The organism is Paenibacillus algorifonticola (assembly GCF_000971975.1).
GTDB classification, from domain to species: Bacteria; Bacillota; Bacilli; order Paenibacillales; family Paenibacillaceae; genus Pristimantibacillus; species Pristimantibacillus algorifonticola.
This window is the reverse complement of record NZ_LAQO01000033.1, coordinates 24,143-46,766: the sequence shown is the minus strand read 5'-3', so window position 1 is coordinate 46,766 and position 22,624 is coordinate 24,143. Positions and strand designations below refer to the sequence as shown.

The 22,624-nt window shown below is 48.0% G+C and carries 18 protein-coding genes and 1 pseudogene; 17 read left to right on the top strand and 2 right to left on the bottom strand.

All coding sequences use genetic code 11. The annotated features are described in order from the left end of the window. The first annotated feature begins 31 nt into the window (after positions 1-31). Together WH37_RS27005 and WH37_RS27000 are read left to right on the top strand one after the other, a co-directional pair. Positions 32-1,603 carry a response regulator transcription factor gene (locus WH37_RS27005; protein WP_046233762.1) on the top strand — a complete coding sequence of 524 codons (1,572 nt, stop codon included), beginning with the start codon at positions 32-34 and terminating at the stop codon, positions 1,601-1,603. 3 nt (positions 1,604-1,606) lie between these two features. Continuing rightward, positions 1,607-3,556 carry a sensor histidine kinase gene (locus WH37_RS27000; protein ID WP_046233761.1) on the top strand — a complete coding sequence of 650 codons (1,950 nt, stop codon included), beginning with the start codon at positions 1,607-1,609 and terminating at the stop codon, positions 3,554-3,556. A gap of 122 nt (positions 3,557-3,678) precedes the next feature. Here the strand turns inward: WH37_RS27000 and WH37_RS26995 are convergent, their stop codons facing one another. After that, a complete protein-coding gene (locus tag WH37_RS26995; RefSeq protein ID WP_046233760.1) occupies positions 3,679-4,620 on the bottom strand; it encodes an aldo/keto reductase in 942 nt (313 codons plus the stop codon). Positions 4,621-4,790: 170 nt separating this feature from the next. Here WH37_RS26995 and WH37_RS26990 point away from each other — a divergent pair, with 170 nt between their 5' ends. The 6 genes from WH37_RS26990 (at position 4,791) to WH37_RS26960 (ending at position 13,016) form a co-directional block, all read left to right on the top strand. Further along, positions 4,791-5,462 (top strand): TetR/AcrR family transcriptional regulator, encoded by a 672-nt coding sequence (locus WH37_RS26990; RefSeq protein WP_046233759.1) that lies wholly within the window; start codon positions 4,791-4,793, stop codon positions 5,460-5,462. A 545-nt stretch (positions 5,463-6,007) separates the two neighbouring features. Continuing rightward, positions 6,008-7,303 carry an ABC transporter substrate-binding protein gene (locus WH37_RS26980; protein ID WP_046233757.1) on the top strand — a complete coding sequence of 432 codons (1,296 nt, stop codon included), beginning with the start codon at positions 6,008-6,010 and terminating at the stop codon, positions 7,301-7,303. Positions 7,304-7,434: 131 nt separating this feature from the next. Next, complete coding sequence (locus WH37_RS26975; RefSeq protein ID WP_046233756.1) at positions 7,435-8,331, top strand: carbohydrate ABC transporter permease; 897 nt, start codon at positions 7,435-7,437, stop codon at positions 8,329-8,331. Then, the gene (locus tag WH37_RS26970; RefSeq protein WP_046233755.1) at positions 8,324-9,148 is read left to right on the top strand and encodes a carbohydrate ABC transporter permease; all 825 of its coding nucleotides are present in this window, start codon (positions 8,324-8,326) and stop codon (positions 9,146-9,148) included. Before WH37_RS26975 ends, WH37_RS26970 begins: the two co-directional genes overlap by 8 nt. A gap of 84 nt (positions 9,149-9,232) precedes the next feature. Then, positions 9,233-12,268, top strand: a complete 3,036-nt coding sequence (gene lacZ, locus WH37_RS26965) for a beta-galactosidase, LacZ type (protein ID WP_046233754.1) — start codon at positions 9,233-9,235, stop codon at positions 12,266-12,268. Between the two features lie 337 nt (positions 12,269-12,605). Then, the gene (locus WH37_RS26960) at positions 12,606-13,016 is read left to right on the top strand and encodes a hypothetical protein (RefSeq protein ID WP_046233753.1); all 411 of its coding nucleotides are present in this window, start codon (positions 12,606-12,608) and stop codon (positions 13,014-13,016) included. Between the two features lie 111 nt (positions 13,017-13,127). Here the strand turns inward: WH37_RS26960 and WH37_RS26955 are convergent, their stop codons facing one another. Further along, on the bottom strand, positions 13,128-13,676 hold the full coding sequence (locus WH37_RS26955; RefSeq protein ID WP_046233752.1) for a GNAT family N-acetyltransferase: 549 nt from the start codon (positions 13,674-13,676) through the stop codon (positions 13,128-13,130). Positions 13,677-13,949: 273 nt separating this feature from the next. Between WH37_RS26955 and WH37_RS26950 the strand changes: the two genes are divergently transcribed. The 9 genes and pseudogenes from WH37_RS26950 to WH37_RS26910 all read left to right on the top strand — a co-directional run. Next, positions 13,950-14,738 carry a DeoR/GlpR family DNA-binding transcription regulator gene (locus tag WH37_RS26950; RefSeq protein ID WP_231594381.1) on the top strand — a complete coding sequence of 263 codons (789 nt, stop codon included), beginning with the start codon at positions 13,950-13,952 and terminating at the stop codon, positions 14,736-14,738. Between the two features lie 4 nt (positions 14,739-14,742). Then, a complete protein-coding gene (gene pfkB, locus WH37_RS26945; protein ID WP_046233751.1) occupies positions 14,743-15,684 on the top strand; it encodes a 1-phosphofructokinase in 942 nt (313 codons plus the stop codon). 42 nt (positions 15,685-15,726) lie between these two features. Next, positions 15,727-17,106: a PTS fructose transporter subunit IIC gene (locus WH37_RS26940; protein ID WP_046233750.1), complete on the top strand. Its 1,380-nt coding sequence runs from the start codon at positions 15,727-15,729 to the stop codon at positions 17,104-17,106. A 25-nt stretch (positions 17,107-17,131) separates the two neighbouring features. After that, entirely contained in the window at positions 17,132-17,587 is a 456-nt protein-coding gene (locus tag WH37_RS26935) for a PTS sugar transporter subunit IIA (RefSeq protein ID WP_046233749.1), read from the top strand. A 31-nt stretch (positions 17,588-17,618) separates the two neighbouring features. Then, on the top strand, positions 17,619-17,888 hold the full coding sequence (locus WH37_RS26930) for an HPr family phosphocarrier protein (protein ID WP_046233748.1): 270 nt from the start codon (positions 17,619-17,621) through the stop codon (positions 17,886-17,888). Next, a complete protein-coding gene (ptsP, locus tag WH37_RS26925) occupies positions 17,885-19,627 on the top strand; it encodes a phosphoenolpyruvate--protein phosphotransferase (protein WP_046233747.1) in 1,743 nt (580 codons plus the stop codon). Before WH37_RS26930 ends, ptsP begins: the two co-directional genes overlap by 4 nt. A 287-nt stretch (positions 19,628-19,914) precedes the next feature. Then, positions 19,915-20,583: a deoxyribose-phosphate aldolase gene (gene deoC / locus WH37_RS26920; RefSeq protein WP_046233746.1), complete on the top strand. Its 669-nt coding sequence runs from the start codon at positions 19,915-19,917 to the stop codon at positions 20,581-20,583. Between the two features lie 151 nt (positions 20,584-20,734). Next, the gene (locus WH37_RS26915) at positions 20,735-21,916 is read left to right on the top strand and encodes a NupC/NupG family nucleoside CNT transporter (protein ID WP_046233745.1); all 1,182 of its coding nucleotides are present in this window, start codon (positions 20,735-20,737) and stop codon (positions 21,914-21,916) included. A 17-nt stretch (positions 21,917-21,933) separates the two neighbouring features. Continuing rightward, positions 21,934-22,593, top strand: a pseudogene (locus tag WH37_RS26910) (phosphopentomutase); the annotation flags it as partial. Positions 22,594-22,624: the final 31 nt, after the last annotated feature.

Sequence of the window (22,624 nt, the reverse complement as noted above, 5' to 3'; positions counted from 1 at the left end):
TGAATAGCAGGATGAAAATGGAGGGAACGTAATGGCTCCTTATTGCCGCGTGCTCATTGTAGATGATGAACTATTAGTCAGGCAAGGCATTAAGCATTTATTGAATTGGGAAAAGGAAGGCTTTCAAATCGTCGGCGAGGCGGCGAGTGGAACGGAGGCGCTGGAGAAAATTCAGCAGCTGGAGCCGCATATCGTTATAACGGATATCGTCATGCCAGTCATGGACGGCGCGGAGCTGACCCGGATTGTCAAAGCGAGATTTCCGGAAATCGAAGTTATTGTGCTTAGCAGCTTTGGGGAATTTGATTATGTCAGATCGACGTTTCAAAGCGGCGTTGCCGATTATATATTGAAGCCTAAATTGGAGGCGACCCATCTGCTTGAGGTTTTGAAGCGCACCGCGCAGCGAATTCCTTCATTGAAGCTGGAGCTTGCCCCAGCAGATAAAAACACAACGGTCCAGGTGCTGCTGGACATGCTGATGGATGGCTTCGGCGTAGAGCTTGAGGAAGAAACGGAGACGTTCCCTTACGACAGCTTTCGGATGCTTGGTGCAGAGTGCAAGCCGTCTGGAGACAAAAATGCCGTGCTCGCCGCAGCTGAGCTGCTCAAAAAAAGGATGCAGGCGGAGCTCGTCGTTTCGCTTGAAGAGTCGGTCTATTTTCCGCTTAGGGCGGAAGCGGGACGCGCCGTGCTGCTCATTAATTTGAATGAGCGGGAAAGCTCGCAGCTTGCCGCCGCAGCGCGCAGGCTTGATGAGTGGACAGGCGAGCAGAAGCTTGAGGCGAGATGGACGCTGGGCGAGCCGTTTAGCGATTATACCGAGGTGGGAGACCATTTCAAGCTCAACTTTCTGAAAATGAGCGACTACCGCTTTTTTTTGGCAGACCCGGATCGTCTGCTTATTGCAGGGGAACTGCCATACATGCCGCCTATAGAGGATAAGTTTGATTTGCCGCGTTTTTCCGAGCAGCTGAGCAAGCAGCAGTTTGATAACGCTTTTAGCGAACTGCTTGCTTATGTGCAGGGCGCCCCGCATTTTTATAAGAAGGATGTATTTGAGTTTAAATCATTCCTTAGCAATGTTATTTTTAATATGACGATTGTATTGGGCCGTCTGGAGGTGGATGCCACGCATCTGGAGGAGGCGAAATACCGCTACTTCAAGGAAATTGGCGATGCATCGCATATAAGCGAGGCTATTGTTTTAATGGAGGCATTCGTGAGCGAAGCGGAGGCCGTGCTGGCCACAAGGAAGCAGGGAGCTGGCAATCCGAATATGGCGATGCTGATTGCCTATATTGGCGAGCATTATGCCGAGCCGCTTAGCCTGACGGAGCTGGCGAAGCATTTTCATTTTAACCCTTCGTATTTGTCTACGTATTTCAGTGCGCATAATAATGAGGGCTTTAGCGAATATTTGAACAAAATTCGGGTGGAGAAGGCGGCAGAGCTGCTGCTAGCGGATACGGCATCCATTTCGGAAATCAGCGGCATGGTAGGCTATTCGGATCACAGCTATTTTACAAAAGTGTTTAAAAAAATAACGGGCTTGTCGCCTAGCCATTACCGCAAACAATATGTCAACCAGAAAAGGAACTAGTGCATGAAGGCATTTTTAGCAAAATTTAAATATCATGGCTTGTTTATTAAAATGTTTACCGTCACCTTAGTCAGCATCATTTCCGTTTCGCTGCTTACTACGCTTGTGATGATGCAGATGTCGCAGCGTCTGTTTATGGATACGTTCAGCATTACGAATGGAAAGATCATCAATCAGGTCCAGACCAATTTCGAGTCGTTCAGCTATTCCATTGTGACCGCGACGAATGATGTGCAGCAAAGCGGAACACTCAAATCATTTCTGAAGGAGCCCGATCAAGGGACCGCTCAGTCGCTGAAAAGATATTATGAAGCCAATACGCAGATGAAGCGGATTCAATCGAATGTCTCCGCTTATTCGGTGAACATTACGATAACGGGCATTAATGGGCGCAGCCATTCGTCTGACAGCAGCTATTGGCCTCGCTCTATCGAAAAGCTTCGCAGCAGCGAGCTAACGGAGCATGCGCTGCTGGAGCCGCGGCGTATTTTGTATGAGCTGGACCAGGAAAGCATGAAGGCTGGAGACAGCTCAAATGCGGTTGTTGTTGCCTCGAAAACGCTGCTGGAGCGGACGAGCAGCCAGCCTTATGGCCAGCTTTATTTTGCAATAAAAGAGAAGGATTTTCGGAAGTTTTATACGAGCTTTACGAGCATCGGAAATGATGTCGTTATATTAAACAAAGCGGGCATGATCGTTTCGAGCAACCGTGAGCAGCTTGTAGGGACAACGGTACCAGATCTTTTGACCTATGCCAAGCAAATTGAAGAGCAGCAGCTGGACGTTATGGATACAACGGCGATGGGAAAAAGCAGCCTTGTGCTGTCGAAATATTTGCCGACCTATGATTTTTATTTGGTGAACTTGATTGATAAGCAGCAGGTCATGAGCCAAATGGTTGATTTCAAAATGGTTGCGCTCATCTCTCTTGCGATCGTGCTGCTGGCGCTCATTATCGTCTTCGTGATTTCAAGGCGGCTAACGAAGTCGCTTACGCTGCTGGCACGGCAAATTTCGCGGGTGACGAAAAATGACTTCAACAATTATACGTCGGTAACGGGAAGCTACGAAATCAAGCAACTGGGCAATGCCTACAACTATATGCTGGATGAGCTGAACGATTACATTAAGCGGCTCATTCAAACGCAGAAGGATCAGCGCAATGCCGAGCTGTCTGCGCTGCAAATGCAGATCAATCCACATTTTTTGTATAATACGCTGGCATCGATTAAAATTTTGGTGCAGCAGGGCAACAAGGACAAGGCCGCGGACACGATAAATGCCCTGATCTCCTTGCTGCAAAATACGGTGAGCAATATTAGCGAGACGATTCCGGTTTCGCAGGAGCTCGTCAATCTTAAAAATTACGTATTTATTAACCATGTGCGTTATGGCGAGCAGATTCGGGTCAACTATTTTGCGGACAAGGATTGTATGGGGGCGCATTTGCCGAAGTTGATTATCCAGCCGTTTATGGAAAATGCTTTTTTCCATGCGTTCCATGATCGCAGTGAAGGATATATTTACGTGCTGATTTCCCGCGAGGGCGACTCGCTTATTTGTGAAGTCGTAGACAACGGCGTCGGTATTAGCGGCTTGGGACAAGCGGGCTCAACAGGGAGCACAGCCGTTGTCCAGTCTGGTGGCGCCGCGGATTTGGAAACCGGAGTTAAAGCACACAGTTGGGGTGCGAGTGAGGCAGCAAATGGGGAAGCGGAAAATAAGCGAAGCATGAAAGGAGGGGGAGCTCCTGCGGATTCGCCTGGCAAGGGGGATGACCGCGAGCGCGGACAAGGCCTGCATTCGGCCAGCCATTTTTTCTCGGGCATTGGCATTCGTAATGTGCATGACCGCTTAACCCTGCTCTATGGCGAGGGCTATGGGGTGACGATTATCAGCAATCCTGGGCAAGGTACCCGAGTAAAAATCAAGCTTCCTTTGCTGTTTGAGTAATGGACACGACTTAAGAAGTATGAAATCGGAAGTATGAGCATTATCAAAAAAACAGCAATTCTCCTAATTGGAGAGCTGCTGTTTTTTGCTAAAGGCAGGCCGGAGTGCAGCTCTGCATTTAATTAGTAGCGTGTACCGTGCACTGTATCTTTTGGACTAGCAGCTTCAATGCGGGCCAGATCCTCGGCGCTTAGTTCAATATCGACCGCTCCTGCATTTTCCTCGATATATTTTAAGCGTTTAGTTCCCGGAATAGGAAGTGTACCATTTGCAATGGTCCATGATAGTGCCAGTTGCGAAGCGGTGACATTTTTTTCAATGGAAATTTCTTTGATTTTGTTTACTAGCTCCACATTTTTTTGGAAGTTCTCCTTTTGGAATCGCGGCAAATGTCTGCGAACGTCATTCGCTGCAAGATCCTCAAACTTCTGCAATTCGCCAGTAATGAAGCCTCGGCTCAGCGGACTGTAAGCTACAAACGTAATACCCAGCTCGTTCACGGTAGGTAAAATTTCATCCTCCACTTCTCGGCTCCAAAGCGAATATTCGGTTTGCAAAGCAGTGATCGGATGGACGGCATGAGCTCGGCGAATGGTAGCGGAATCTGCTTCAGACAAGCCCAAATAACGAACCTTACCGGCAGCAATCAGTTCAGCCATCGCACCTACTGTTTCCTCGATAGGGACATTTGGATCTACACGGTGCTGGTAATACAGATCAATATAATCAATGTCTAAACGTTGCAGGCTCTCGTCTATTGATTTCTTTACATAATCGGGATGACCGTTAATAACGCCGAAATTGGGTGCGAAAGCAAACTTTGTAGCAACGACAGCTTGTTCACGACGGCCCTTGAGGGCTTGTCCCAGTAATTGTTCATTATGTCCATTGCCATAAACATCTGCAGTATCCAATAATGTAACACCTAGCTCCAAGGCACGGTGAATCGTACGGATGGAATGTTCATCATCGGTAGCTCCATAAATACCGGGGGACATGCCCATTAAACCTAGACCAATTGAAGAAACAACCAAGTCACTATTGCCCAGCTTACGTGTTTTCATTATGAGTATCTCTCCTTCGTTTCTCGGATTCGAAATCATCATATCATAAGGGTTTATACAATTCAAACAAAATATATTCTTTTTGTCTATTTTATATGTTTCGTTCGTGGACTGTGTTTATTCTAGAGGTGGGATCAGGTATACTAAACAGATATGAGGGGGCATTTGAAATGCACGATGAGAATAAAGTCAATGATAAACTAAACGAGACCAGATTGAGACTAATCGTAAAATTGATGCCGTATGTTCTTAAAAACGGCTTTCAAGCTTTACGGATGGATGATATTGCGAAAATTATGGATGTGAGCCGAGCCACTCTTTATAAATATTTTTCCGCGAAAGAAGAGATTATTGGGGGACTTGTAGAGGGTTTTGTAACCTATATTAATGAGCTCGTTGGGGATGAGATGGAAAGTGAACGAAGCTATGGGATCCGCTTCCAACGACTCTTTGAGCAGTCTGTCTTGCTTGCAGTAAACATCACAGATGTGTTCCTAAAGGAACTGACGGACAGCTATCCAAACGGTTATGATCGGCTAAAAAATGCGATGCAGAAACGGGAGCAGCAATTGCTGGACTTTTATGCAGAGGGGGTACAAAAAGGTATATTTAATAAAATCAGCGGCAAGCTGTTGATTTTGCAGGATGAGCTATTGCAGAGCATGATTGATGTTAAATATTTAGTGGAGAATCAGCTGTCGGTGCATCAGGTACTCTCTGATTACTACATCTTAAAAAAACTCCAATTGTTCAAGCCTGAAAAGCTGGAGGTTGTAGATGATGAGCTGATGTCACCAAGGTTTGACTATTTGGTTCAGAAAATTAACAAAAGTTTATATTAAAATGCCGATTTCGTTCTGCAAAAGACGAAAAATGAGCTTGCTCATTATTGAAAAACAGTGGCTGTCAGGTTAAACCTGCATCAGCCACTGTTTTTTTTGGATAGCGCTTGTGAATGCTTGCTGGGTGTATAATCAGACTGTCGATGGAGCAAAATTCATATACAAGGCATGATTGTCCAAGAAAAAGAACGATGTAGAGTGAAGAGAAGCCGGATGGGGGAGGCGGAGCGGAGTGAAAAGGATTTGGTAGGAGAAAACGCTTGCGCGCACGTCTTGGTTATTGGATCCCCACCTTTAAATGTTTTCACGCAGCGCAGCCAATCTTTACCAGAAGTATCTATTCCTTCCCATCAAGTGTCTAAATATATTACCAATAAGCAAATTAATTACTATTGGTAAAAAATCACTGTTGTATATCAAATAAAAGAATAACAAATCCCTATAAAGATATTGCTATCGAATGCAATAAACAGATTGTTATAATGAATAACGTTAGCCGGCAAACGCTTTCAGTTACGCAGACAATAATAAAGGGGTTGGGTTTCGTGAAAAAAATGCTTGCCATCCTATTGGCCAGCTTCGTGCTGCTCACAGCATGTTCAGCTAAAACAAACGATGCTACAAACACAGGCAGCGGAGACGCTACAAAAGAACTTACCGTTTGGGCTTGGGACAAAACGTTTAACATCGGCGCTATGGAGCGTGCGGGTGAGGCTTATGCCGCTAAGCACCCTGATTCCGGCGTAAAACTTAACATTGTTGAAAATGCACAAGCTGACATTATTCAAAAGCTGAATGCAGGTCTAAACTCGGGTACAACGAAAGGCCTTCCAACCATTATTTTGATTGAAGATTACCGTGCGCAAAGCTTCTTGCAAGCTTACCCGGATGCTTTCTTTGACCTAACGGATTACATCAAACCGGCAGACTTTGCCGATTACAAAATCGGACCGACAAGCCTTGACGGCAAACAATACGGCGTACCATTCGACTCCGGTGTAACTGGTCTTTATGTAAGAACAGACTACTTGGAGCAAGCTGGCTACAAAGTAGCTGATCTGCAAGAGCTGGACTGGAACCAATTGATCGAAATCGGCAAAGCAGTAAAAGCTAAAACAGGCAAACAACTGCTGACACAAGATCCTAACGATCTTGGCCTGATTCGTATGATGATTCAATCCGCTGGCTCGTGGTATTTGAAAGATGACGGCGTAACGCCGGATCTGGCAGGCAACCCGGCTTTGAAAGAAGCGTTTGAAACGTACAAGAAACTGATGGAAGCGGACATTGTAAAAGTGACTTCCGACTGGAGCCAGTTTGTAGGTGCGTTTAACAGCGGCGAAGTAGCAAGCGTTCCAACGGGCAACTGGATTACCGCTTCGGTTAAAGCAGAAGCATCGCAGTCCGGCAAATGGGCGGTTGTACCGTTCCCTAAACTGGCGAACAACGCTGATTCCGTTCGCGCTTCGAACCTTGGCGGCAGCTCGTGGTATGTAATGAACGTTGATGGCAAGGAAGCGGCAGCTGAATTTTTGAAAGAAACATTCGGTTCCGATGTGGATCTGTACCAGAAGCTTGCTACAGATATCGGCGCAATCGGCACACTGAAAGCAGCAGCTGACGGCGAAGCTTACAAAGCAGCTGACGATTTCTTCGGCGGACAAAAAGTTGTAGCTGATTTTGCAAAATGGACAGCTGAAATTCCAAGAGTTAACTACGGTATGCATACGTATGCAATCGAGGACATTCTTGTTGTAGAAATGCAAAACTTCATGGGCGGCAAAGCAATCGATCAAGTATTGGCTGATGCTCAAGCTCAAGCAGAAACACAAGTTAAATAAATTCGACCATACGGCAGATGAATAAAATCTTGGGTGATCACAAGCCCTCGCCAGAAAAGCTCGTGCTTGGATGGGCGGGGGCGGCGATTGCCCCGAGATTTTATTTCCGTGAAGAAAGGGGTTAGGCTTTCGTGAAATCAGCGCAGCCTGGCATAAAAATTCGTAATCGAGCTAACTTGACGGGATGGCTGTTCGTCATCGTTGCCGTCGTGCTAATCGCATCCTTTTATTTTTACCCAATGATTCAAGCGCTTCTTCTCTCGTTCAAATCAGGCAAAGGGATGAACCTCCACTACGTTGGTTTTGACAACTACATTCGTCTATTCAGTGATCAGACGTTCCGTGTGGCGTTAAAGAATACATTTATTTATCTGATCATTCAAGTACCGGTTATGATTGTGCTGGCCATGTTTATTTCCGTGCTGCTCAATGACAGCAAGCTGAAGCTGAAGGGCTTTTTCCGCACAGCGATATTCCTGCCGGCGGTTACTTCACTTGTTGCCTACTCGGTTATATTCAAATACTTATTCGCAGGCGACGGCCTTGTGAACCAATTGCTGCTCAAGCTGCATCTGATTGGCACGCCTATTCAATGGATAACAGATCCATTTTGGGCTAAAATTACGGTTATTATTGCCATTACATGGCGCTGGACGGGCTACAACATGATTTTCTATCTATCAGCTCTGCAAAATATTGACCATTCGATTTATGAGGCTGCCAAAATCGACGGAGCTTCCTCGACGAGACAGTTTTTCGGTATTACAATGCCATTGCTTAAACCTATTATTTTATTTACATCCATTACATCGACTATCGGTACACTGCAGCTGTTCGACGAGGTTGTGAACATTACGAAGGGCGGACCGGGTAACGCGTCTATGTCCATCTCCCAGTACATTTACAATCTGTCCTTCAAATATTCCGCAGATTTCGGATATGCAGCAACGGTGTCTTATTCTATCGTAATTATGATTATTATTTTGGCATTTGTTCAGTTTAAAGCGGCAGGTGATAAAAATGGATAAGCTAAAACGGGTATCGGTTTATATTTTTCTCAGCGTTGCAGCGTTCATTTCCATTTTCCCGTTTCTGTGGATGATCGTCAGCGCGACGAACAGCTCCTCAGATGTAACGCAGGGCAGACTGCTTCCAGGCAGCAAGCTTATTGAAAATATTAATAACTTGTTCAGCTCGGTCGACATTGTGCCGGCGCTCATGAACTCGGCTAAAATCTCCATTTCGACGACGCTGCTGGCGATGCTGATTGCTTCGCTTGCAGGGTACGGCTTTGAAATTTACAAAAGCAAGGCGAAGGACATCGTCTTCACAATTTTGCTGCTGTCGATGATGATTCCGTTCGCGGCGATTATGGTTCCGCTCTATCAAATGTTCGCGGGAATTTCGAGCAGCGTCCCGTTTCTAGGGCTTGATACCCTTTCGGGCGTAGTGCTGCCGACGATGACGACAGCGTTTCTCATCTTCTTTTTCCGTCAAAACACTAAAATGTTTCCGAAAGAGCTGCTTGAAGCAGGCCGTATTGATGGCTTGAACGAGCTGGCCCTGTTCTTCCGCATTTATGTGCCGACGATGAAAACGACGTATGCGGCAGCGGGAATTATTACGTTCATGTCGAGCTGGAACAACTACTTGTGGCCGCTTATCGTGCTGCAATCGCCAGACAAGCGTACCATTCCAATGCTGATCTCCAATCTGGGCTCCAGCTACACGCCGGATTACGGCATGATCATGATGGCAATCGTTATTTCAACGATTCCGACAGCGCTTGTATTCTTCCTGATGCAAAGACATTTTGTAGCGGGTATGACCGGTTCGGTCAAATAATTAACTTAAAAGCAAGGGATAGGCGGCTGCATGCCGAGCATGCAGCCGCCTGACTTATCATCTACGTTATGGAGGAATTATTTTATGACTACTGCAAAACCGAGCCTCGACTGGCTAACTGATGTAAGTGTATTTGCTGTTAACCGCCTGCCTGCCCATTCCGATCACCGTTATTATGAAACCGCAGCAGAGGCGGAGGCAGATGGCAGCATGCGTCTGCGCCACAGCCTGAATGGCAGCTGGAAGTTCAACTATGCTGTGAGACCTGCTGATCGTCCGGCTTCTTTTTACGAGCAAAATTTTAATAGCGACAGCTGGGAAGCGATCGAGGTGCCAGGCCATATTCAGCTTCAAGGCTTCGGCAAGCCGCAATATGTAAATACGATGTATCCATGGGATGGACATCATGAGCTGCGTCCGCCGGCAATTTCAGAAAATGATAATCCCGTTGGAAGCTATGTAAAGCATTTTTCCGTGCCGCAGAACATGCTGGGCAAGCCGGTATATATATCTTTTCAAGGCGTAGAATCGGCCTTCTATGTATGGCTGAATGGACAATTCGTTGGCTACAGCGAGGACAGCTTTACACCGGCCGAATTTGATTTGACTCCATATTTGCAGGAGGGAGACAACAGGCTCGCAGTTGAAGTTTATCAGCGCAGCACGGGAAGCTGGCTCGAGGATCAGGATTTTTGGCGGTTTTCCGGTATTTTCCGCGACGTCTATTTGTATACCGTTCCAGCGATCCATGTTCGTGACCTGTTTGTAAAAACGGAGCTTGATGCGGCTTATGAGCAAGGCAAGCTGCTGGTAGATTTGAAGCTGAGCGGTGCGGTTGAAGGCGCAAGCATGAAGCTTGTACTGAAGGATGCAGATGGACATAAGGTAGCGGTTGGAGCTGCAAAGGCAACTGAAGCTGCGGCATGGACGGCTTCGCTTGATGCAGGAGCGGTGTCGCTGTGGAATGCGGAAAATCCATATTTATATAAACTGTACGTAGAAGTTTATAATGCTGCAGGCGAACTCCTTGAAGTAGTTCCGCAGCGCGTAGGCTTCCGCAAATTCGAGATGATCGATAAAGTGATGCATATCAACGGCAAACGGATTGTTTTCAAAGGCGTTAACCGCCACGAATTTAATCCCCGCAGAGGACGGGCGATTACGGCAGGCGATATGCTGTGGGATATTAAGACGATGAAGCAAAACAATCTAAATGCTGTTCGCACCTCCCATTACCCGAACCAATCGTTATGGTATGAGCTGTGTGACGTGTATGGACTGTATGTCATTGACGAAATGAATTTGGAAACGCATGGCTCATGGCAAAAAATGGGTGCTGTTGAGCCATCGTGGAACGTTCCTGCGAATAAGCCAGAATGGCAGGATATCGTGATGGATCGGGCGATTTCTATGGTCGAGCGTGACAAAAACCACCCATCCATTTTAATCTGGTCGGTCGGCAATGAAGCTTACGCAGGCGAGGTGCTGCTGAACGTTTCGAACTATTTCCGCAGCGCTGACCCTAGCCGCCTCGTTCATTATGAAGGTGTATTCCATAATCGCGACTATGACGCCACGAGCGACATGGAGAGCCGCATGTATGCGAAGCCAGCAGATATCGAGCTTTATTTGAACGATAATCCACAAAAGCCTTACATCAGCTGCGAATACATGCATGCAATGGGCAACTCGGTTGGCGGCATGCACAAATATACAGAGCTTGAGCAAAAATATGCGTTGTACCAAGGCGGCTTTATTTGGGATTACATCGATCAGGTCATTGTGAAAAAAGACCGCTTCGGCAAAGAGTTCCTCGCGTATGGCGGCGACTTCGACGACCGTGCAACCGATTATAATTTCTGTACGAACGGTATCGTCTATGCCGATCGGAAAGTATCACCGAAAATGCAGGAAGTGAAGTTCCTCTACCAGAACATCAAGCTGCTTCCTGACCGCGAAGGCGTGAAAATCGTCAATGAAAATCTATTTGAAGGAACAGCTGCTTATGAGCTGGTCATTAAGCTGCATCTGGAAGGCGCGGAAATTTTCCGCAGCGTAAGCGAAGTTAACGTAGCTGCACAAAGCGAAGCCTACATTCCAGTTGCGCTTCCGGCGGTAGAGCAAGCGGGTGAGTATGTTATCCACGCGTCCTTGCAGCTGAAGGAAAGCACGCTTTGGGCGGATGCAGGACATGAGCTGTCGTTCGGACAATTTTTATTTTTAGTGGAGCAAAAGGAAGCTGCGATCCTTCCAGCAGGAGAACTGCGCGTCGTAGAAGGCGATGTCAACATCGGTGTGCATGGCCGCGATTTCAGCATCATGTTCTCCAAGCAGGCAGGCACGCTGACCTCGGTCAACTATGCGGGCAAAGAGATGATTGCACTGCCTCCGGCTCCGCTGTTCTGGCGGGCAACGACGGATAATGACAAAGGATTTTCGCTTGGTTTTGATTCCGGCATGTGGTTTGCTGCCAGCTTGACACGCAAATGCATTAGCGTTGTTTTGACAGAAGAGGCGGGAACAGCAACGGTGACGTTCCAATATCGTCTTAGCATTAGCGCCGATGTATTGGTGACAGTGGCCTATACGGTGCTGGGTGACGGAAGCGTGCAAGTGAAATCGCGTTATGAGGGAGCGGCGAATTTGCCGAAGCTGCCGATTTTCGCTCTTTCGTTCAAGGTGCCTGCGGATTATCATAAGCTGGACTGGTATGCGATGGGTCCGGACGAAAACTACATTGACCGTGCATTCGGGGCGCGCCTTGGCGAATTCCAAAACGTTGCCGCAGATAATGTATCCGGTTATGTTGTCCCGCAAGAGTCGGGCAATCGTACGGGCGTCCGCCGCGTAAGCATTACGAATGATCTCGGACGAGGCATTCGCATTTCGGCACCAGCGACTCAGCCTGTGGAATGCAATATTGCGCCTTATACCGCATTTGAGCTGGAGAGTGCGCAGCATCACCATGAGCTTCCAAACGTTCATTATACGGTCGTAACGGTAGCAGGCAGACAAATGGGTGTCGGCGGAGACGACAGCTGGGGCGCGCCTGTCCATGATGAATATTTGATCCAAGCGGATCAGGAGCTGGCTTTTGAGTTCCTAATCAGTCGGGTATAAGTGTTAATGTAAAGAGCGATTTGTGCTTGAATTGCTGTATAACGAGAGTGAAAATAAGAGGAGGGCGGCTGCCCTTCTCTTATTTTTTATAGTGGGGTTTACATGATTTTATTAAGAAGATTTGCTTCTATTGTTTGCAAAATAATCCTTGCCTCAACAGGTCTGCAAGCCAGGGAGGCAAGCCCTTTGAACGAGGATAATAAAGGTTGAAAATAGTTTTTAAATCACCAAACACATTAATTCTATTTTGTCAAATTTGCTAAGCCAGTGGCAATTTGACGTCTTCCGAATCTTCCATCATACTAAACTTAATTTAAGTGAAAGGTCGGTTGACTTGATGGAAAACAAAATTATTGAATCAACTTTGAAGGAGTTGCTTTCTGTCGTTAAGATCATTAACGAACGGGTCGGAACGTTGGAAGAAGGTCAACAATCGCTTGCTAGTAGTCAGCAAGCACTTGCTGAAAGTCAGCAAGCACTTACTGAAAGTCAGCAAGCACTTACTGAAAGTCATCAAGCACTTACTGAAAGTCATCAGGCGCTTGCTGATAGTCAGCGTGAAGGCTTCAGAAAAGTGAATGAGCAACTGGAACGTATGGAATTAAAGCTTGAAGCAACCTTTGAGCAGACAGCGCGCATTACCGAGGAAGTGTCGTCTGTAATCGTTGATCGGCTTGACGCCCATCGGAACATGATTGCGAAGGTGGAAGAAGAGGTTGAAATTTTAAAAAGTCGTCACAAATCATAAGCTCGTAAGCAGAAGAAGAGGAGGGCAGCTGCCCTCCTTTTCTTTCGTTGCATTAAAGATTTTTTATTTCTGAAGATATGCCTTTATCGCAGACTTGCAGTTATTCAAAAATTAACGATTCAGCTGCTCATAATCCGCCCTTGTCAATCCGTAAAAGACCAAGTCCTCAAATTCACCCCATTTGAAAATATGCTGCTTGAATTCACCTTCATATTTCATCCCGACTTTTTTCATGACATTGGAGGAAGAAGGGTTTTTAGCCATGGCTGCTGCCATTATTTTATTTAACTCCAACTGCTCAAAGCCGAATTGGATAACACGCTTAGCCGCTTCTGTCGCATAGCCATGTCCCCAATAAGGCTTTCCTGACCAGTAGGACAGCTCGCCTCGCTGATCCGGCTTGCTTAGATTCAAGCTCATACAGCCGATTAAGGCATGGTCGTCTTTGCGGGTTACTGCGAAAGGAAATCCCTCTCCATTGCTTGCTCTAATTGTATTGGTGCTAATCCATTCCTCGGCTGCCCCGTCAGGATAAGGGTAAGGTATAGACAATGTTGTGCTTGCTACTTCAATATTGCCGGCTAGTTTCTGGACCCTGCTTGCGTCGGCTAAGTTAAAAGCTCTCAAAATCAATCGTTCTGTTTCAAGTGTTGGCTGCATAAGGTAACACCTCGCAATAATTGATTTTTTTGTCCTTGTCTTATTTTATAGGTTTACCCTTAAAAATAGCAATGAGCGAATCGTCACGGGTAGACACAGGACATCTGTCTTGAAAACGCTAACAAAATGACTGAGTATGACCGTTTGTAAAAATAATAGATAAAGAAACCATTTGACATCGCGTTAATGACTGAATATAATCGATTTATAAACAAAACGTTCATAAACATTCAATTGAATGAGCGAACGATTTCATAAACGATCAAACAGGCGGTGAGGAATATTTTTGGCGAGGAACGCAAAAATTTAATTTTAGCTTTAGTGGAAGAACAGAAGCGCGTTGACCTTCAGGCTCTATGTGAAAAATTTCAAGTATCGGAGTCGACGATTCGACGGGATTTGCGGGAGATGGAGGAAGCCGGACTGCTCAAGCGCACACATGGCGGAGCGATCTCAATCCGCAGCGTTAACTTTGAACCAAGCTTTTCCGAGCGGGAGATTACATCAACGGAGCAAAAGAAAGCGATTGCAGCTAAAGCGGTCCAATGGATTAGCAATGGAGATACGATTTTGCTTGATTCCGGCACGACCACTTTTTATTTGATGCAGCAATTGACAGCGTTTACGAAGCTGACGGTCGTTACTAATTCGCTCATGCTGCCGCAGGATTTGGAGCTGCCGCCAGGCATTGATGTCATTGTACTGGGCGGTGCTTACCGGCCTGGCGTATTGTCATTGGTCGGGCCGATTACTGAGCGCAGCCTGGATTTCATTAAGGTTGACAAGGCGTTTATGGCGACGAACGGCATGGACTTGGAGGAAGGGCTCAGCACGCCGAACGTGGTGGAGGGAGACATCAAGCGCAAAATGATCAAGCGCGCTGACCGCATTATTTTACTCAGCGACAGCAGCAAGGTCAATCAGGTGAGCTTCTCGCGCTTCGCTGATTGGAGCGATATTGATGTATGCATTACCGATTCGGCGATGCCGGAGGAATTTGCCCGGAAGCTGGAAGAGCGAGGCGTAGAGGTATATAGAACCTCGGTAGGAAAGGAGACATAACAGCATGTCCAAGCAGCAAGTTATTACACTTACTTTGAATCCTTCCATGGACAAGACGATTATGCTTCAGGAGCTGAAGGTGGGCGGACTCAACCGAGCGGAGGATATCCGCCTTGACCCTGGTGGAAAAGGCATCAACGTGGCGCGAATCGTTCACACCTTCGGCGCGAGCGTCACCGCTGCTGGATTCATCGCTGGCGGCATAGGCAAACGAATTATAGGAGAGCTGGACCGTTCGGGCATTCATACTGCTTTCGTTGAAGTACCGGGCGAGACGCGTACGAATATGAAGCTTGTTGACCAGAAGCAGCGAACGACGACCGAGGTGAATGAGCCAGGTTTTACGGTTAGTGAAAGCCAGCTTGCCGAGCTGGATCAATTGCTGGATGAGCTGCTGCCGAAAGCGTCCGTACTCGTACTTGGAGGCAGCTTGCCGAAGGGAGCGCCACCTGAGCTATATCATGATTTTATTATAAAAGCGCGCAAGCTAGGCGTACGAACGATTCTTGATGCGGATGGCGAGGCAATGGTCACCGGAATTAAAGCGATTCCTTATGCGGTCAAGCCTAATCATTATGAGCTGGAGCAGCTTGTGCAGCGTAAGCTGGACACGGAAGAGGAAATCGTACAGGCGGGAAGACAACTGCTTGCCCAGGGGATTACGCTCGTTATCATTTCGATGGGCGCGGATGGGGCCATCGTCATGAGCGGTGAAGAAGCATACCTGGCCAAGCCATTCCCTATTGAGGCGCTGAGCACAGTTGGCGCAGGCGATTCGATGGTAGCCGTGCTTGCGCAGGCTCTTTTGCAAAATAGTAGCCTCGAGAATGTCGCGAGGTGGAGCACGGCCGCAGGAACGATAACGGCTTCCAAAGCGGGAACCCAAGTATGCGAGTTCGAGGAAATTCGCAGCCGGGCGGGAGATATTTATATTCAAGCATTGTGATTATATCGAAGTGAATAGCGACATCATAAGGGAGGAATTGACATGAAGAAATTGCTGGCTGTAACTTCTTGCCCCACAGGCATTGCCCATACGTATATGGCAGCGGAATCTCTGCTTAAGATGGCGGAGGAGAAGGGTGTTCCGCTAAAGGTTGAAAAGCGCGGTGCGCTTGGCGTAGAGGATGAGCTTACGCTGGAGGAAATTGCCGAAGCGCATGCTATTATTTTGGCAGCGGACACCGACGTATTGGAATCGCGATTCGCAGGCAAGCCGATTATTAAGGTGGGCGTTGCTGAAGGCATCCGCAATCCGGCAGGCTTGATTGAGCAGGCGCTAGCGAAAGAAGCGGCTCAGGCTCAAGCGGCTGCTCCCATGCAGGAGCAGGCGAAGAAAGAGGGCAGCTCCGTTCGAACCGGTGCCTACAAGCACTTGATGACAGGCGTATCGAACATGCTGCCGCTCGTGGTGGCAGGCGGTATCATTATTGCGATTTCGTTTATTTTCGGAATAACAGCGTTCCAAGAGGAAGGTACGCTTCCGGCAGCACTGATGAGCATTGGTGGCGGGGCGGCATTTGCCTTGATGATTCCGATTTTGTCCGGCTTTATTGCTTTCTCCATCGCAGACCGGATCGGGCTAGCTCCCGGACTAGTAGGCGGCATGCTGGCCAGCCAGCTGGGAGCCGGCTTCCTTGGCGGTATTATTTCAGGCTTTCTTGCCGGTTATGTGGCAAAATGGCTGCGACATGCGATCAAGCTGCCGAAATCACTGGAAGGCATTAAGCCTATCTTAATTATTCCCGTGCTATCGACGCTCATAGTCGGGCTGATGATGGTTTATGTTGTAGGAACACCAGTGAAGACGCTGATGGATATTTTGACGACATGGCTGACGGGTCTAAATTCAACGAATGCCATTTTGCTCGGCTTGCTGCTTGGTGCAATGATGGCGTTCGATATGGGCGGGCCGCTTAATAAGGCAGCGTATACATTTGCTGTCGGCTTGCTTGCAAGCCAAGTTTATGGCCCGATGGCAGCGGTTATGGCAGCGGGAATGACTCCGCCGCTCGGCTTGTGGCTTGCTACCGTCATTCGCAAAAACAAATTTTCCAAAGAAGAGCGCGACGCAGGAAAAGTGGCGGGTGTAATGGGTCTGGCCTTTATTACTGAAGGAGCTATTCCTTTCGCAGCTGCTGATCCGCTCCGGGTCATTCCAGGTACGGTACTCGGTTCAGCGGTAGCGGGAGCGTTATCGATGGTGTTTGGTGCGACGCTTCAAGCGCCACATGGCGGGGCATTCGTACTCGCTATTCCAAATGCAGTGACGCATCTCGGCGCTTATGCCGCAGCGATTGTCATTGGTTCTGTTGTTACAGCCGTAACGGTATCCTTGCTCAAAAAAAGTAAGCCGACAGCGGCTTAAATCCCACTCCATGGAGGTAATTACAATGTCATCCCAAACTTTATTAAATATAGAAACGATTATTCTCGATTCGTCCGCCAGTGACCGCAAGGCCGTTATTAAAGAGCTTGCTGAGCGTCTGCAAGCGGCTGGTTATTTGAACGATGAGACTGCTTTTCTAGCTTCGGTTGAAGCACGTGAGCAGCATGCTTCAACAGGAATCGGCTTTGGCGTCGCGATTCCGCATGGCAAATCCGCTGGTGTCATCAAGCCTGGCCTAGCGTTTGCCCGTCTTGCACAGCCGATTGATTGGGGCTCCCTTGATGGAAAGCCGGTCACTTCGATTATTTTGCTGGCGATTCCGGAATCGGATGCGGGCAAGGAGCATTTGCGGATTTTGGCTTCGGTGTCGCGCAAGCTGATACACGAAAGCTTCCGCCAAGAGCTGCTGGATGGCCAAAGCGCAGCGGACATTTTGGAAACATTGGAAAGCGCCCTGTAAGCACAGCGAGACTAAAGGAGGAGACAGAGCGATGCAAACACGTGTATTGACGATCATAAATGAAGAAGGGCTGCATTTGCGTCCGGCCCAAGTGCTGGCTAATGCAGCGGGACAATTCGCAGCTGATATTTATGTAGAGGTGGCAGATGGGCAAGAGGCAAATGCGAAAAGCGTACTCGGCATCATTGCGCTTGGTTTGGAAAAAGGCGCTGAAGTCAAGCTGTCGGCAGACGGCGAAGATGAGGAGCAGGCTGTCGCCAAGCTTGCTGAACTATTCGAGCAAGGTTTCGGAGAACAATGAGCGAGCAACGTATCAAAGGTATCGGCGTTTCGGAAGGTATCCGCTTCGGGAAAGCGTTCATCTATGGCGCACCTGCTGTAGAGGCAGCTTATCCCCAGCGGATTGAGCCTGAGCAGGTGGAGGCGGAGCTTGAACGTCTGGAGCAGGCGAAGCGTCAGTCGGCAGCAGAGCTGAAAACGATCATTGCCAAATCTGAAGCGAAGCTGGGGAAGGATAAAACGGCGATTATCGAGGGGCAGCTGAGCTTTCTGGATGATCCCGCCTTTTACGGCGATATTCGCAGTCAAATTAAGCGTAAGCAAGCATCCGCTGAACAAGCGGTACAAACCGTGCTGGCTAAGCTTTCTGCGTTGTTCGAAAAGATGAACAATGCTTACGTAAAGGAACGTATTCATGATGTGAAGGATGTTGCAGATCGGCTCATGAGCCATTTGCAGCAAGTATTTTATCCAGATCTGGCGAGTATTACAGAGCCCATTATATTAGTAGCGGAGGATTTAACGCCTTCCGTCACCGTGCAGCTTGATCGCAGCATTGTGCTCGGCTTTGTGACACGGGTTGGCGGGGAGACGACGCATACTGCGATTTTGTCCCGCTCGCTTGGCATTCCTGCGGTTGTTGGCACAGGCGCTGCTTTCGAGCAACTGGGCCATGGTGATGAGCTGATCCTTGACGGTACGGAGGGTGTTATCGTGCTGAATGCCGATGCGGCTACTCGCTCGTCCTATGAAGCACGGCAGCAGGAGGAGCAATCGGCAGCAGGGAAGCTTGCGAAATACAGGCTGCTGCCAGCACAGACGGAGGATGGCAAGCTGATCGAGCTCGCTGTAAACGTTGGCATGCCGGAGGAAATGCGTGAAGGGCTTGTAGACGAGGCAGATGGCGTCGGCTTGTTCCGAACGGAATTTCTGTTCATGAACGCGGACCGCTTCCCGGACGAAGAAAAGCAATTTGCTGTATATAAGCAGCTTGCTGAAGCGTGGCAGGGCAAGCCTATCGTCATTCGTACGCTGGATATTGGCGGGGACAAGGAGCTGTCCTATTGGGATTTGCCGCATGAGGATAATCCATTTCTCGGCAATCGCGCCATCCGCCTCTGTCTGAACGAACGGGAGTTGTTTCGCACCCAGCTGCGGGCGATTGTTCGCGCCAGCGCCTTCGGTACCGTTAAAATCATGTTTCCGATGATATCCTCGATGCAGGAGTTCCGTGCGGCCAAGCAGTTGACGCTTGAAGTCATGGACGAGTTGAAGGGGCAGGGCATCACCTTTGACGAAAAACTGGAAATCGGCATTATGGCCGAGGTTCCGTCTGTCATTCAGCTGGCGGACCGTTTCGCCAAAGAGGTCGACTTTTTCAGTATTGGCACAAATGATCTGGTGCAGTATACGCTTGCTGTTGACCGCATGAACGAGAAGGTCGCGCACTTATATGATTATTTCCATCCGGCGGTTATACGCTCAATTCACAGCTTGATACAAGCGGCGCATAAGGAAGGCAAATGGGTCGGCATGTGCGGCAAAATGGCGGGCGACCCGCTGGCAGCTCCGCTGCTGCTCGGCATGGAGCTGGATGAATGGAGCATGGATGCGGCTTCCGTGACGAAGCAAAAGTTTACGCTCTCTAGGTTAAATGTGCAGGATAGCGCCAAGCTTCTCGGCGATGTGCTTGATCTCGACACGGCTGAGGAAATTCGTCAGCAGGTTAAAGCTTTTCATGCTGCTAGATTTAGCGAGTAGCAGCAATTCAGGACGCTTTCGTAAAATTCGATTCCTCTAGAAGGAACGATTTTACGGAGGCGTTTTTCTTTTTGTTAAAAATTAAATTTCACATTTGTTCATAATTCAATGAGTGATATGCAGAATAAAGGGATGATTTATTAAAGTGGTTGACGAAAAGACTGAAATTCGACATTTTACTGTTTTATTTTTGAACATAAGTCCATATTAAAGTTTACATATGATCAAATTCGTGCTAAAATAAGTTTGTATTTGAGGAATTCGTATATGGGGAAGGGGAACAGGTCATGTTAAATTTGTCTGGAATGATTGATCATACGCTGCTGCGTGCCGATGCGACGAAAGCTGAGATCGCTAGGCTGACGGAGGAAGCGAAACAATATGAATTTGCTTCGGTTTGTGTGAATCCGACTTGGGTCGCTTTTGCCGCCGAACAGCTAGCAGGAAGCAAGTCTAAAGTTTGCACGGTTATCGGCTTTCCATTAGGAGCATCAACGAGCGCAGTTAAAGCTTTTGAAACGAGCAATGCGATTGCAAATGGTGCAGATGAAATCGATATGGTCATCAACATTGGCGCTTTGAAAGATGGCAACGATGATTTCGTGGAGCAGGACATTAAAGCGGTTGTTGATGCGGCTGCAGGCAAAGCGATTGTGAAGGTCATTATTGAAACATGCCTGCTCACCGATGAAGAAAAGGTTCGTGCGTGCGAGCGTTCGGTGAAAGCCGGAGCTGATTTCGTAAAAACCTCGACAGGCTTCTCCACTGGCGGAGCAACAGCGGAAGACGTAGCGCTCATGCGCAAAACAGTCGGCGACAAGCTCGGCGTTAAAGCATCGGGCGGCGTTCGCGGACTTGAGGATATGAACCAAATGATCGAAGCAGGCGCAACCCGCATTGGGGCAAGCTCCGGTGTGAAAATAATGCAGGGCGAGCAATCCAGCGCCGCTTATTAATGAAGCAACCATAGAACACGGTGCTGCTCCTTTAGAAGGAGCGGCCCGCTTTTCACGATAAACGAAAGAGCGGCGGCATCAGCATAACTTTGTAAGCGCTCTATTCAGCCAATCATCTTCCATTATCATGAAAAAATAGGAGACGACAACTATGAAATATATCGTTGCTTTATTAGGCTTGCTTGTTGTGCTAGGATTGTCCTATATCGTCAGCAACAATAAGAAAAACATCCGTTTCAAGCCCATCGCCATCATGATCGTTTTGCAGGTGGTTCTTGCTTTTGTACTATTAAATACGTTTGCGGGCGCGACCCTGATTAAAGGTTTTTCCGGCGTGTTTGAGCAGCTGCTTTCCTATGCGCAGGAAGGAATCAACTTTGTATTTGGCGGCATCTTAAATGAAGGACAATTTTCCTTCTTCCTGTCGGTACTGCTGCCAATCGTCTTCATTTCCGCGCTAATTGGTATTTTGCAATACTTGAAAATCCTGCCTTTTATCGTAAAGGGCATCGGATATGTGTTAAGCAAAGTGAATGGCATGGGCAAGCTGGAGTCGTATAATGCGGTTGCTTCAGCCATTTTAGGCCAATCGGAAGTATTCATTTCGGTCAAAAAGCAAATCGGCTTGCTGCCGAAGCATCGCCTGTATACGCTGTGCGCCTCGGCGATGTCCACCGTATCGATGTCGATCGTCGGCTCGTATATGCAAATTTTGGACCCGAAATATGTCGTAACAGCGCTCGTCCTCAACCTGTTCGGCGGCTTTATTATTGCTTCGATTCTTAACCCGTACACGGTAGAGGAAGGCGAGGACGTGCTGCAAGTACAGGAGGAGGGGGAGAAGCAGACCTTTTTCGAAATGCTGAGCGAATATATTATGGACGGCTTCAAGGTTGCGATTATCGTAGCAGCGATGCTGATCGGTTTTATAGCTCTCATCGGAATGATCAATGGTTTGTTTCTTGGCACTATCGGCATTTCATTTCAGCAAATTCTTGGATTTATTTTTGCTCCTTTCGCTTTTATTATGGGGGTGCCGTGGAAAGATGCTGTTGATGCGGGAAGCATTATGGCCACGAAAATGGTTTCTAATGAATTTGTAGCGATGCTGGAAATTAGCAAATATCCTAATCTTTCGGCCAAAGCAGTCGGCGTCGTATCAGTGTTTCTCGTCTCTTTTGCGAATTTCTCCTCCATCGGCATCATTGCAGGCGCGGTAAAAGGCTTGCATGAGAAGCAGGGCAATGTCGTTGCACGCTTCGGCATGAAGCTGCTTTATGGCGCAACGCTGGTCAGCGTGCTATCGGCGACAATTGCAGGGATTTTCATTTAATGAGAGCGGTGCAAGGCATGGCAGCATTTGAACGGATACACCTGATTGTAATGGACTCGGTAGGCATCGGCGAAGCGCCGGATGCTGCCGCGTTCGGAGATTATGGCGTCCATACGCTCTCGCATATTGCCCGCGAGCAGGGTGGACTCAATATGCCGAATATGGCCGTGCTTGGGCTGTCGAATATTGAACCGATTGCCGGGGGTCCGGCTCGCAAGGTCATTGGCAATAAGGCGGCTAGTGGAACGGAAATTATTGAAGAGCTGGGCGAAGAGCATGTGAAGACAGGCGCGCTCATTGTCTACACCTCGGCGGATTCGGTGCTGCAAATCGCTGCACACGAAGATATTGTACCGCTTAAAGAGCTATATGATATTTGCGAATACTGCCGGGAAATTACACTGGAGGACCCATATATGCTGGGGCGAATTATTGCCCGGCCGTTTGTAGGGGAAATCGGACATTTCAAGCGTACTGCTAATCGCCATGATTACGCGCTTAAGCCTTTTCAGCCAACGGTGATGAATACGCTCAAGGATGCTGGTCTTGCTGTCATATCGTTTGGCAAAATTGCCGATATATTTGATGGGGAAGGTGCAACGAAGGCCGTTCGCACCGTCTCGAATGAAGATGGCATGGATAGCGTTAAGCTGCCTGATCACGAAACCAGCTTCTTGCCGTCGTTAAACGAACCAATAAACGAATCAA